Here is a 13,219-nt window from a genome sequence, read left to right as displayed (position 1 = left end):
TGTTTTGGTTGTGTTATCTGCCTTTTGCCGGCAGCAGCATGCGCACCACTGGTGCGGCTATGCGTTGCAGAAGCCATGCCGCCGGGAATGTTATGGCCGTGGTGAGAAGAAACGTCGGCCAGTAGCCTATGTGCATATGGTGGATGTACACCAGTACGAAGTTGCTGTGTATGAGATAACATTCCAGACTCAGTGCGCCTACCGTGCGCAGCATGGCATTGGTCCATGACGGCGCGTGAGCCAGCAGTCGGGCGAGCAGCACCACGGCGGTGAAGGTCAGCGGAATGTATATCATGCGCTCGACAAACAGCGGGAACTTGCCGTGCAGTTCCTGTTCGAGATACAGCGACGTGCCGAACGTCATGGCGAAAGCCACGAGCAGCAACGGCATTGAGCCGCGTTGCAGACAGCGGCGCTCCATAACAAGCTGTCCGGCATTGATGCCGATGAAGAAGATCGGTACCCGACTCCAGAATATCTCGATGTGGCCTACTGCCGAATGTATGGGTGTAACCCACTGCACCATGACACACCACACCACCATAAGCACCGGCAGCCATCGGTAAACGGGTCTTCGGCTGATGAGTTTCATGTAAGGCGGAGCTGCGATGTATAGCACCATGATTGCAGGTATGTACCAGAACGTCAGTTCGTCGTGCATCCAGAAGTCCAGATTTATGGTGACGTCGCCTATCAGGTCGCCCACACTGCTGCTGTAGCGTCCGCGTCCGAGGAAGTCGGGCACGTAGAAAAGGCAGGCCATGATGAACCATGCCGGGAATATGCGTGCGAACCTTCTGGCGTAGAACTTGCGTGTGTCCGGATTGCGTGTCCATGCAAACCACAGTCCCACTCCGCTTAGGAAGAGAAACATGTCGACTCCGACGTTGCCGCAACGGTGCAGTCCGTAGAAAGGATCGTCGCGTCTCACCCATACGTGGAACAGTATGATGAAAAGCATCGCCAGTCCCATCAGTTCGCCTCTGAAGCGGCTTATGTCGGCCAGACACAGGCGTCCGTCGTCCGTTCCGGTGGTCTTTTCACTACTGTTAGCGTTTGAATTCATCTTCAGAATATGTTTTACGCTGCGTTGCAACGATGCTCCGTCAGCGTGTTTTCACCTTGTTTATTATAATCCTTGTGGCCCATGCCAGTGCCACGCAGGCTATGATGTAGAGCAGCAGACCCGTGTACACATCGCCGCGGCGGCTTATGCCGATGAATATCTTGCGTGCAACGGGATGTATGACGAACATTGCTGCCGAGAGTTTGCCCAGATGCGAGAGCTTGATATTGGCATATACGGGCAGCAGCTTCACTGTTCCCACAGCGGCAGAGCATACGAACAGCGGTGTCCACAGCCATGTGTGGAAGTTCAGACCGAACAGTATCACGGCTATGTATGATATGATTGTCGTGCCTGCCCAGAACGCGTGCGACATCGGCCGGCCGTATCTTGCGTAGAGCAGTCCGGCGCAGAACGGCAGCATACTGCCAATGAAGTTGTAGCGCAGACGGTTGAGCGTTTCGCCCTGAGGGTCGCATCCCACCTGCAATGCCCAGCATACAGCCACCACTGCCACCGCCGTCTGCCAGCCCTTGCGCCTTAGCAGCAGTATGTAGACCGCATAAATCTGTAGCATCAGACCGAAAAACCAGTAGGGACCAGGCCATATCACTTTGTCTGGATTGGGCATGAGGTTGTTGAGCAGGAGCATCTGGCCGATGATGTCGGGTACGGCATAGCGGTGGGCACCCGGGGTTATGGCATCCACCATGATGAATATTGCGAAGCCCACAATCATCATGTCGAACAGCTTGCGGAAGTGTGTGCGCATGAACGAAACCCTGTCCGGCACAGGCACATGCGGTGTATGCTCATATTTTGCCACAAGTCCGTAGGCACTGAGAAAAAGGAACACCGGCACGCCGTAGTGTCCGAAGAACGACAGAAGGTGTACCGGCAGATTAAGGTCGGGCTCGAGCAGCGCCTGCATCAGGCCCATGCTGCGCCCTTTGTCAAATGTGTATTCATTCTCCTTCACGGCAAATCCCAGCCAGTGGCAGTAGTTGTGGAGCACTATGCCCGCTATGGCTATGGCCCTGAGGGCCGAGCATTCGGCGCGCGAAAGCAGTTGGTCGTTGTTTATTTTCAGCATATTCGGTGTGTTGTTATATGTGCGTGTTAGTGTGTCGCGTTGTCATCGGCGGCACGCCACAGCGGTCTTTTCATATTCCTTCGAGTTTGTCGTAGTCGGTAGTGCCCTTGAGCAGTCGCGGCCTTGTCTCGTCATAGTCGGGCGAAAGAAGGTCGTATTTCGGTTCGTAGCACGGAGCCGAAATGCCCGCCAGCCCCATGAGCAGATGCGGCACGGCGTCGGTCATGAAGCGGCGTCTGCGTGCCTCCACCATCGCCTTGAGCACCTCCGGCCGGCGGCGTGCGTATTTGGGCGAGCACCATATCCAGAACGGTATGTCAAATTCGGCGTGGGCCAGACGCGCATCTATCTCCGCCGAGTGCATGCGGCAGAAGAAGTGCATGTCGCCTTCGTAACATTCCTCGCCGTGATCAGGCATGTAGATGACGATGGCATCCTCGTGTGCGAATCTGTCCACAATCCTGTCAACCACCGAATCGTTGTATAACACTGCGTTGTCATAGTCGGCAAGGATGCGCCGTTCCCTTGCGTTGAGGTTGGGTTTCAGCTCGGTGTAGTCGTCGCCCTTGAAGTGTTTGCGGTCCTTCGGACTGCGCTGGCGGTAGCTTACGTGCTGTCCTATGAGGTGGAATATTATGAGATTGTTGTCGCCGCCCTGTCCTTTCAGCTCGTCATAATCCTCGAGCAGGCCTTCGTCGTAGGTGTGCAGCCTGTCGTTGCGCGTGTCGAACTGTGCGGCGCTGAGTGTCGGGTTGTTGAGGAAGAATCCGCCGCTGAAGTCATAAACAGCCTCGCGTGCCTTGGGCAGGAACTGATTGGTGAGGAACGTCACGTGGTAACCAGCCTTGCGGAACACCTCGGTGAACAACGGATAGTCGCACCATTCGCCCTTCTGTCCCTCAACACGTGTGGAGAAAATGCTCTTGAACACGAAACTCGTAAGGTTGTGGGGCGACACCACATCGGTGAATTTCACGAGCCGTCCCTGACGTTCGAGCTTCTGCTGCCGCGGTGTTGTAGGCATGGTGTAGCCGTACATGGCGGAGTGGTGGCGGCTGTAGCTCTCGCCTATGATGAGCACAATGGTCGGACTGCTGTACGAGCAGCTGTCCACCTTCACGTCGTCTATTCCTGCTATGAGCTTGTCTATCTGCTTTGCCGCCAGCGAGTTGGCATACACACTGAACACGAGGCGGTAGGCCGGCAGATAGAGCTGGGCGTGGTCTTTCTCGGTGAGCGTGTGCTCCACCTCACCTATGTTGGTGCCGCTCATGAGTTTCCATGTGGCCTGCTTGTTGTCGGCCGACACATCGGCTGCCCATATCACCATTATTATAATGACCAGTCCGGCCACAGCCTTTGTCGCTGTTCGGGATGCGAACGCAGCCACAGCCCGGCCTGCATTGCAGAGTCGTTGCTCCAGATGGTGGGATATGATGTGCGGAAACTTCAGCCGCAGAGCCGTGAGCACGTGCACGATGATGAGCATGAGCACCCATCCCACGCTGCTTGTGATGACTCCCGGCGAGACGCATGAGCGCAGAAACTCGCCTGCCTCGCGCGGATCGGTCTCGCCGACGAGCATGAGCATAGAGGGCGTGAGCGTGGACTGGAACTTCACGAAGCAGTAGACGTCGACGAGCGACGTGGTATAAAGCACCGCATAGAGTATGCCTCTGGCCCATCGTCTGACGACAAGCGGCAGCAGCGCGAGCACGATGCACACCACATAGGTGTCGAGCAACAGTTCGAGATAAAGATTGTCGTAAACCTTCGCACCGCGGCTGTCGGGCAGCACTGCCCATGAGCTTACGCATCCGAGTGCATACATGAAAAAGAAGAATGACGCGTTGGCGCTTATCGGTCTGACAGCCAGTGACAGCGCGTCGCACAGTGCTTTCACAACTTTCTGCATGTTATAGAATTTTTGGCAAAGTTACATCAAAATTGCGAAATACGGAAATAAAGGTTTCTGCGATTATCCTTTTTGCCGGTGAGTGGTCTGTATGCCGCCGGCGGTGTGTCCCGGTGCGGGCTTTGCGCAGGTCGGTGCGGCATGTGTATCATGGGCTGTGCCGCAGCCGTTGTGGCGGTTGCGGCGTGTGGAGTATGGCTGCTGTCAGCGGTCTGATGATGCGGTTCCTGTGAGGGCGTCGAGCTGCCGGCGTGTGTCGTCGGCACTTGTGAACACTATGCCGTGCATTCCCAGCTCGCGGGCCGTTGCCACGTTGGCCTCCTTGTCGTCGATGAACACCGACTCTTCCGGCTTCAGCGAGTAGCGGTCGAGCAGTATGCGGTATATCTGCGGTTCGGGTTTCACTTCTTTCTCAATGCCCGATACCACAGTGCCTTCGAGAAGCGAGAGGAAGTCGAAGCGCTCAAAGGCCACGTGTATGTTCTCCGCCGACCAGTTGGTGAGTCCGTACAGATGGTAGCCCTCGTCCTTCAGACTGCGCAGCAGGGCCACGCTCTCGGGCTTTTCGCAACGGAGCATCTCGCCCCAGTGCACGGGAAACATCTCTATGGCCTCGCGAAACTCGGGGTGGAGTGCCGCAAGCTGTGCCACGCCCTCAGCGTAGGTGCGTCCGCGGTCGTTCTCAAGGTTCCATGCGTCGGTGCATATGTTGGCGAGGAAATACTCCATGCGCTCGTCGTCGTTGAAGTAGCTGCGGTAGTAGTAGCGGCTGTTCCAGTCGACAAGCACGCCTCCGAAGTCGAATACGATGTTCTTTATCTGTGCCATGTGTGTGTGGTTGTGGATTGTGTTTCTATGAATAACTGATAACCATGTGGTTATGATTATGCAAATATATAAATTCGTCGGAACAACGGCAAATTGTCGCCTGAGTTTTTATCGGGTGTGTGCCAAAGTGGCGTAAAATTGTCTTGAACTGCATAAATATACAATTCCGGCTTGACTTTTTTTTGACAAAAATTTTTCGTAAAATAGAAGTGAATAAATGTTAATACGCGAACCGGAAAGGCTCTTTTGCATTTTCACGGGTCGGGAAATTCTGGTCTGCGATCCCGATTTCTGAACGTCGGTTTGCGATAAAGGCTTTATCAGCTTATGAAACAGTTCTGTTTGCATGCCGATATATGCGATATCAGGCCCTGATATGGGCTATATTGAGTGCCGAAACAGGCTCTTTCGCACAGCCGGAAAATATTAATTGAATGAAGAAAGGATGTATGGCTCTGATTAACAATGAGTTGCGTAAAGTCTCTGAGAATTGGCTGTACGCGACCGAAGGAGCTGTTGCCTGCAAATATTCGATTCTCGTGAAGTTGACGTTGCATAAATATTCATCAGCCTCGGAGTTTTGCATAAATATTCATTCTTCCGGTAAAGCCTTCCTGACGGTGGTTCGACGGTTTGTGAAGATGCGTATTCCATGCTTCCCGCAGTGTGGCATGCGGACATGAAAAAGACGCTCTCCACGGCTTTTTACGGCCGCGGAAAGCGTCGGGTGTATGATATTCTTATTCAGTCAGAGATTATTTGATGAACAGCAGCTCGCGATATTTCGGCAGAGTCCACAGTTCGTCAGATACGATGAGCTCGAGCTTGTCGATGTGGTGGCGTATTGATTCGAGTTTCGGAGCCACGGTGTCGTGATAGGCAATGGCCTTCTCGCGGCAGCTCTCTATCTTGTTTGCCACCTTGCGTGCCTCTACGAGTTCTTCCACGCCGGTCTCTATTATCTGTGTGCGCTGTGCTATTTCCTCGATTATCTTCTTGTTGCGCGATGTCAGTTCGTCGGCCTTGTTGGCAGGGAATATGTCGTACATGCTCTGCACGTTCTTTGCCAGCTGGCTCTGATAGTGCGTGCACACAGGTATGATATGGTTCATGGTGAGGTCGCCCATCACTCTCGCCTCAATCTGGATGCGCTTGGTGTAGGTCTCCCATTTCACTTCGTTGCGTGCCTCAAGCTCCTTGCGCTTCATCACGTTGAGATTCTCGAACATGCTGATGCTGTCCTCGTCGAGGTAGCGGTCGAATACAACCGGGCACGAAGTCTCGCAGTCGAGTCCGCGCTGTGCGGCTTCTTCTTTCCACTCGTCGGAGTAGCCGTTGCCTTCGAATATGATAGGTTTGCATGTCTTCACGTCGGCTCTCACCACGTCGATGATGGCACTCATCTTGTCCTCACCCTTGGCTATGAGCTCGTCCACGCGCTGTTTGAAGTTGTTGAGTGCTTCGGCCACTGCCGAGTTGAGCACAATCATGGCGCTGGCACAGTTGGCCTCAGAGCCTACGGCGCGGAATTCGAAGCGGTTGCCGGTGAATGCGAACGGTGATGTACGGTTGCGGTCGGTGTTGTCGATGAGCAGTTCCGGAATCTCAGGTATGTCGAGTTTCAGTCCCTGTTTGCCTGCTACGTTGAAGAGTGTCTCCTTGTCGGCGTGCTCTATGTGCTCGAGCAGATGGCTGAGCTGGTGGCCGAGGAAGGATGATATGATGGCTGGCGGAGCCTCGTTGGCGCCCAGACGGTGGGCATTGGTGGCGCTCATGATGCTGGCCTTGAGCAGTCCGTTGTGCTTGTATACGGCCATGAGCGTCTCGACGATGAACACCACGAAGCGCAGGTTGTCCTCAGGTGTCTTACCGGGTGCGTGGAGCAGTATGCCCGTGTCGGTGGTGAGGCTCCAGTTGTTGTGCTTACCCGAACCGTTGATGCCTGCGTACGGCTTCTCGTGGAGCAGCACTCTGAAGCTGTGACGGCGCGCCACCTTCTTCATAAGCGACATGAGCAGCATATTGTGGTCCACTGCCAGATTGCACTCCTCGTATATCGGGGCCAGCTCAAACTGGTTGGGCGCCACCTCGTTGTGGCGTGTCTTGCACGGTATGCCGAGTTCGAGGGCCTGTATTTCGAGGTCTTTCATGAAGGCCTGCACGCGTTCCGGAATTGTTCCGAAGTAGTGGTCGTCCATCTGCTGGTTCTTTGCAGAGTCGTGGCCCATGAGTGTGCGGCCTGTGAGCAGCAGGTCGGGGCGTGTAGAGTAGAGTCCTTCGTCAACGAGGAAATACTCCTGCTCCCATCCCAGATTGCACGACACCTTGCGCACGTCGGGATAGAAATACTGGCTGACAGACAGTGCTGCCGTGCCTACGGCGTGGAGTGCGCGCAGTAGCGGAGCCTTGTAGTCGAGGGCCTCGCCTGTGTATGAGATGAAGATTGTGGGAATGCAGAGCGTGTCGTCGATGATGAATACGGGCGAGGTCGGGTCCCATGCCGAATAGCCTCGCGCTTCGAAGGTGTTGCGTATTCCTCCGCTCGGGAAAGAACTGGCGTCAGGTTCCTGCTGCATGAGCAGCTTGCCGGAGAATTCTTCTATCATTCCGCCTTTGCCGTCGTGCTCGATGAAGGCGTCGTGTTTCTCGGCTGTGCCTTCCGTGAGCGGCTGGAACCAGTGTGTGTAGTGTGTCACTCCGTTTTCCACGGCCCATTGTTTCATGCCTTTGGCCACGGCATCGGCAATGGAACGGTCGAGTCGTGTGCCGTTGTCCATTACATCAACGAGCTGTTCATAAACGTCGCGCGGCAGGTATTTGTACATCTTGGCGCGGTTGAACACGTATTTTCCGAAATACTCCGACGGACGTTCGGCCGGTGTGACGACTTCCTGTGGTTTCTTCTTGAAAGCCTCGGCCACAACCTCAAATCTTAAGTTTGCCATTGTTTTAAGAGTGTTATTTTTGGGTTTGTTGTTGCTTTTGCTCTGCATGTCCTGCGTCAGGCATTATATGCCTTTGCATGTATTGCGGTGCAAAGTTAAGTTTTTTTTATCAAAAAACCGTCATAATTTGTCCACTCTTATAGGCAAAAAGATTGTGCGGCACTTGTGTTGAGGCCCGCGGCACAGGGTGATGCGGTCAGCGGCCGGCCCATGCGGTGATGCGCTCCATGGCTTCGTGGCAGTCCTCGCTGCGGCCGAAGGCGGTGAGTCTGACGTATCCCTCGCCGCTCGGTCCGAAGCCTGCACCCGGCGTGCACACCACTCCTGTGGCGTAGAGCATCTGCTCGAAGAACTTGCGGCTCGGCGTGTTGTTGGGAGTCTTCATCCATATGTATGGAGCGTTGCGGCCTCCGTATACCTCCATTCCGGCGTTCTTGAGTGCGTTGAGCATGTAGGACGCGTTGTCCATATAGTAGGCTATGGTCTGTCTTATCTGCTTCTTGCCTTCGGCGGTGTATATGGCTTCGGCCGCTCTCTGGCTGATGTAGCTCGTTCCGTTGAATTTTGTGCTCTGGCGTCGGTTCCACAGATGGTTGAGCTCTATGCGCTCTTTGTTGTCGAGTGTGGCTGCTGTGAGCTCCTTCGGGATGACGGTGTAGCCGCAGCGCACGCCGGTGAATCCGGCTGTCTTTGAGTAGCTGCGGAACTCTATGGCCACCTTGCGTGCTCCCTTTATCTCGTAGATGGAGTGCGGAATGTCGTCGTCCTGTATGTAGGCTTCATATGCAGCGTCGAAGAGCAGCAGCGTGTCGTTCTCCAGTGCGTAGTCCACCCAGCGGCGCAGTTCGTCCTTGGAGAGCACTGTGCCCGTGGGATTGTTGGGATAGCAGAGATATATCATGTCGACACGATGGTCCGGTATCTGCGGGATGAAGTTGTTCTCGGCTGTGCATGGCATGTAGTTTACGTTACTCCAACGGCCGTCGGAGAGTGTTCCGGCGCGTCCGCACATCACGTTGGAGTCGATGTATACGGGATAGATCGGGTCGGTCACGCCTATGCTGTTGTCCCATCTCACAATCTCACCTATGTTTCCGGTGTCGCTCTTGGCACCGTCGTTTACGAATATCTCGTCGGCATCGAGACGCACTCCGCGCGGAAGAAAGTCGTTCTTCACGATTGCCTCGCGCAGAAAGTCGTATCCGCGTTCGGGACCGTAGCCTCTGAATGTGGCGGTGGATGCCATTTCGTCAACGGCCTTATGCATGGCTTCTATCACTGCAGGGCACAGCGGCTGTGTCACGTCGCCTATGCCCAGGCTTATCACTCTTGTCTTGGGATGTGACAGCTTGAAGGCGTTCACTTTCTTGGCTATGTCTTCAAAGAGATAGTTGTCGGACAGTTTCAGATAATGTTCGTTTACTAATGCCATATACGTATAATGTTTTTGTTTGTCGGAATGATTAAAGGTACACCTCGCCGTCGAACACAAATTCGGCTCCACCGGTGAGATATACGTGGTTGTCGGCCTCGTCCCACAAGATGTCGAGCTCACCGCCGTCCATCACTATTGTGCTGTGGCGTCCGGCCCGGCCTGTGACAGCGGCAGCCACGGCTGTGGCACAGGCTCCTGTACCGCAGGCCATTGTGATGCCGCTTCCTCTCTCCCATACTCTTGTTCTGATTTTGTCTTTCTCTATGACCTGGGCAAACTCGATGTTGCAGCGCTGCGGAAATGCGGGGTTATGCTCCAGCAGGCTTCCGTATTTTGCGAGGTCGGTGTGTTCGATGTCGTCGGTGAATATCACGAAATGTGGGTTGCCCATCGACACGAATGTACCAATGAATGTGTGGAATGCCGCTGTCAGGTGTCCGCACGACGTCTCGTCATACTGCTCCGGGCACGACAGTGCTGGCTCAAGCATGTCCACTGTCACGCTTTTGGTATTACCTTCGGCGTCAAGATGAAGTTTCAGAGTCTTCACACCCGACAGTGTGGCGAGGCGTATTGCGGTTTTCTGTGTCAGATTCTTGTCGTGCACATATTTTCCTATGCACCTCGAGGCGTTGCCACACATCATGGCCTCCGAACCGTCGGCATTGAAAATACGCATGGTGAAGTCTGCGCTGTCGGTGTCGGATGGCCTTCCGATGAGCACTAGGCCGTCGCCTCCGATGCCTGTGTGGCGGTCGCTGAGTTTTATTGCGGCCTCTTCAGGATTCGCTATTGCGTACAGCGAATTGTCAACGTATATGTAGTCGTTGCCTGCACCTTGCATCTTTGTGAATCTGACAGCTTTTTTCATTTTGTCTGTTTTGTGCTTGTTTATATACCTTTTTATTAAAGACAAATGCAAAAATACGACAAATTGCGATAAAAGCTTCGGATTGGTGCGCAAAATAATTGTCTTTATGATATTGAAGTTATGGTTTGTTTATATTTTGTTTATTATTTGTGTGAATTGTAATTAAAATATTGTGTTTTTGTTATTAAATGATAGTTATGAGTACACGATCCTTGTATGAAAAGGTCTTATGCGACGGTTTTTTATCAAACAGCAGCATGTGGTTTTTCATTAATGATGCACATACCGGATTATAACGGTCTTTTTGTTAAAAAATAATAAAATATTCGTTATGCAGTATATAATCGGTTGCTTCGTGCGTATATATTTTCAAAAGGCGAAATAATAATATCCTGAACTTAATATTCAATAATAATTGAGAAGATGAAAACCAGATTGAGTATTCTGATGATGATTTTTTTCATCAGCTCTACTATTGCAGCACAGACAGGTGCCGTATCTTTCAAGTTGAAAGGTGAATTGCTCGACTCTCTGACCAAAGACGGAGAAGCGTATGCTACGGTTTCTGTGGCAAACAAACAGACTCCTTCCGAACCAGTGGCAAAACAGGTGACAGATAAGAACGGACGCTTTGTGATAAGTCTCAAAGGCTCCGGTGACTTTGTGGCTACGCTCACATCGATGGGCCGACAGCCTGTTGTAAGGGAGTTTAAGGCACCGGCCGACGGCAAGACTGTGGACCTCGGAACAATGTATGTGCACGATGCTGCCAACGAACTGAAAGGCGTTGAGGTGGTGGTGCAGAAGCCTTTGGTGAAATCGGACATTGATAAGATAGAGTATAACATTGCCGACGACCCTGACTCCAAATCGAACACAATGCTTGAAATGTTGCGTAAGGTGCCGCTCGTGACGGTTGACGGTGATGAGAACATAAAGGTGAACGGCAGCAGTTCGTTCAAAGTATATGTAAACGGGCGCCCGAACAACATGATGAGCAACAATCCGAAGGAAGTGCTGAAAAGTCTTCCGGCAAACAGTGTGAAGCGTGTGGAGGTGATAACAAATCCCGGACCGAAATACGACGCCGAAGGAGTGGGCGGAATACTCAATATCATTACCGAGGGCAGCGGGCTTGTAGGATATACTGCAACGATGTCGGCCAACGTGAATAACCGCGGTCAGGGTGGCGGACTTTTCGGCACAGTGAAGAGCGGAAAACTCACTGTCAGTGCAAACTACAACTACAGCAACACCAATCGTTCGCCGCGTACCAAGAGCTGGAGCAAGCGTGAGAGTATCGGCGAAATAGACGAAAACTCATCCGATGTCGAGACGTCCAGCTCGCAAAAGGGCAACTACGACTTCCAGTACGGTTCGATAGAAGCCAGTTACGAGATAGATACGCTGCGTCTGGTAAGCATGTCTTTCGGTATGTATGGAGGTGGAAACAAGAGCCGTTTTACCAGCACTACCAATGCCACATCGCCTCTTTCGGGCAACCCTATATATAGTTATACTTCGCAGAACAGATCGAACAGCAGCTGGTCTTCCATAAACGGAGGTTTGGACTATCAGCGTCTTTTCCATGTTAAGGACCGCATGCTGACTTTCTCTTACAGAATAAACTCCAACCCGAACAGCTCTGACGGCAGTTTCTATTATACCGATATGACGGCTGAAGACAGCTGGCTCGACTTCCTGCACCGCATGAATGAACAGCGCAACAAGGGTGAGCAGAATACGATAGAGAACACTTTCCAGGTAGATTTTACAACGCCAATCGACACAATACACACTGTTGAGGTCGGTCTGAAATACATTCTGCGCAACAATAAATCGAACGATGACCGCTATCAGAGGCAGGCCGGAAGCGATGACGAATATGTGTTCTCGGACGATTACAGTTCACATTTCAGACATCGCAACGATATTCTGGCTGCCTATGTGGGCTATGGCATCAAGCTGAAAAGATTTTCCGGCCGTCTGGGATTGCGCTACGAGCATACCATTCAGGACGTGGAATACCTGCTTGGACGCGGAGATGACTTCCGCAAAGACTTCGACGACGTTATCCCTTCTGTGAGTGTCGGTTATAAGATTACGGATATGTCGAATCTCCGTCTCGGCTATAACATGCGCATATACCGTCCGGGTATATGGTCGCTCAATCCTTACATTGACGACAGTAATCCGACAAGTATCAGTCAGGGAAACCCTAACCTGGATAGCGAGAAGAGTCATGCGTTCAGCCTTTCGTACAACAACTTCACGCAGAATGTGAGCCTGAGCTTCTCTACCCGGTATGCGTTCACCAACAACAGCATACAAAGTCTGACGCAATATATCAACGATACGGAGATACCTGGATTGCAGAACCCGACCGGAAAGGACGTGATGTACCAGACGTACAAGAACATTGGAAAGACCAGAAGCCTCGACTTCAGTGCGTACATTAACTGGAACATCACTACAAATACGCGCCTTTACAGCAACCTGAACGGCGGTTATAACTATCTGTCTGACGGCAACGGACTGAGCAATCACGGCTGGATGATGTTCTATTATGCAGGTATTCAGCAGACGTTCCCGTATGACTGGCGCATCGGAATAAATGTTTCAGGCCAGACACCTTACATCTCTCTCCAGGGCAAAGGCAGCAGTTATTTCAATTACGGAATGAATATCTACAAGTCGTTCATAGACAAACGACTCACGATATCGCTGTTCGCAAACGATTTCTTCAACTCCAAGAAGAGGTCATCATCGACACTCGAGAGCATCAACTTCACCTCGAGCAGTTGGTCTGAGTATTCTCCGATGCGTTACGGAGTGAGTGTAAGTTTCCGCATCGGTAAGCTTACGGCGAGCGTGAAGAAGGCTGCCCGTACCATCAGCAACGACGATGTGAAGGGCGGAGGAAACAACGGCCAGCAATAGAATGAAGCATTCTGCCATCGCATGGGTTTCCGGTCTCATGCGGTGGCAGTGTGTATTTAGAAATATTTTTTGTATATTTGCACACTCGTAAATATACAGCCGTCAAGGCATTATATTGTGGTGGTG

General features: G+C 52.4%; 8 protein-coding genes. 1 reads left to right on the top strand and 7 read right to left on the bottom strand.

Going from position 1 to position 13,219, the window contains the following annotated elements:
* Positions 1-13 precede the first annotated feature (13 nt).
* From WKT13_RS00155 to dapF, 7 genes are all read right to left on the bottom strand, one after another.
* On the bottom strand, positions 14-1,066 hold the full coding sequence (locus WKT13_RS00155; RefSeq protein WP_340322358.1) for an acyltransferase family protein: 1,053 nt from the start codon (positions 1,064-1,066) through the stop codon (positions 14-16).
* A gap of 40 nt (positions 1,067-1,106) precedes the next feature.
* Complete coding sequence (locus WKT13_RS00150; RefSeq protein ID WP_340322357.1) at positions 1,107-2,159, bottom strand: acyltransferase family protein; 1,053 nt, start codon at positions 2,157-2,159, stop codon at positions 1,107-1,109.
* Between the two features lie 70 nt (positions 2,160-2,229).
* Positions 2,230-4,074: a phosphoethanolamine transferase gene (locus WKT13_RS00145; protein ID WP_340322356.1), complete on the bottom strand. Its 1,845-nt coding sequence runs from the start codon at positions 4,072-4,074 to the stop codon at positions 2,230-2,232.
* A gap of 204 nt (positions 4,075-4,278) precedes the next feature.
* On the bottom strand, positions 4,279-4,902 hold the full coding sequence (locus WKT13_RS00140; RefSeq protein WP_340322355.1) for an HAD family hydrolase: 624 nt from the start codon (positions 4,900-4,902) through the stop codon (positions 4,279-4,281).
* A 755-nt stretch (positions 4,903-5,657) separates the two neighbouring features.
* Entirely contained in the window at positions 5,658-7,847 is a 2,190-nt protein-coding gene (locus WKT13_RS00135) for a glutamine synthetase III family protein (protein ID WP_298620370.1), read from the bottom strand.
* A 196-nt stretch (positions 7,848-8,043) separates the two neighbouring features.
* On the bottom strand, positions 8,044-9,279 hold the full coding sequence (locus WKT13_RS00130; RefSeq protein WP_340322354.1) for an LL-diaminopimelate aminotransferase: 1,236 nt from the start codon (positions 9,277-9,279) through the stop codon (positions 8,044-8,046).
* 31 nt (positions 9,280-9,310) lie between these two features.
* Positions 9,311-10,153, bottom strand: coding sequence for a diaminopimelate epimerase (gene dapF, locus WKT13_RS00125; protein WP_340322353.1), 843 nt, complete (start codon positions 10,151-10,153; stop codon positions 9,311-9,313).
* Between the two features lie 423 nt (positions 10,154-10,576).
* Between dapF and WKT13_RS00120 the strand changes: the two genes are divergently transcribed.
* Entirely contained in the window at positions 10,577-13,093 is a 2,517-nt protein-coding gene (locus WKT13_RS00120; protein ID WP_340322352.1) for an outer membrane beta-barrel family protein, read from the top strand.
* The last annotated feature ends 126 nt before the right edge of the window (positions 13,094-13,219 follow it).

This window comes from Prevotella sp. HCN-7019, assembly GCF_037890215.1.
Lineage (GTDB): Bacteria > Bacteroidota > Bacteroidia > Bacteroidales > Bacteroidaceae > Prevotella.
This window is presented reverse-complemented; position numbering and strand designations above follow the sequence as displayed.

Excerpts from the sequence above, each read along its gene's own strand:
- WKT13_RS00155 (WP_340322358.1), bottom strand. The coding sequence starts at position 1,066 with ATGAATTCAAACGCTAACAGTAGTGAAAAGACCACCGGAACGGACGAC.
- WKT13_RS00150 (WP_340322357.1), bottom strand. The coding sequence starts at position 2,159 with ATGCTGAAAATAAACAACGACCAACTGCTTTCGCGCGCCGAATGCTCG.
- WKT13_RS00145 (WP_340322356.1), bottom strand. The coding sequence starts at position 4,074 with ATGCAGAAAGTTGTGAAAGCACTGTGCGACGCGCTGTCACTGGCTGTC.
- WKT13_RS00140 (WP_340322355.1), bottom strand. The coding sequence starts at position 4,902 with ATGGCACAGATAAAGAACATCGTATTCGACTTCGGAGGCGTGCTTGTC.
- WKT13_RS00135 (WP_298620370.1), bottom strand. The coding sequence starts at position 7,847 with ATGGCAAACTTAAGATTTGAGGTTGTGGCCGAGGCTTTCAAGAAGAAA.
- WKT13_RS00130 (WP_340322354.1), bottom strand. The coding sequence starts at position 9,279 with ATGGCATTAGTAAACGAACATTATCTGAAACTGTCCGACAACTATCTC.
- dapF (WP_340322353.1), bottom strand. The coding sequence starts at position 10,153 with ATGAAAAAAGCTGTCAGATTCACAAAGATGCAAGGTGCAGGCAACGAC.
- WKT13_RS00120 (WP_340322352.1), top strand. The coding sequence starts at position 10,577 with ATGAAAACCAGATTGAGTATTCTGATGATGATTTTTTTCATCAGCTCT.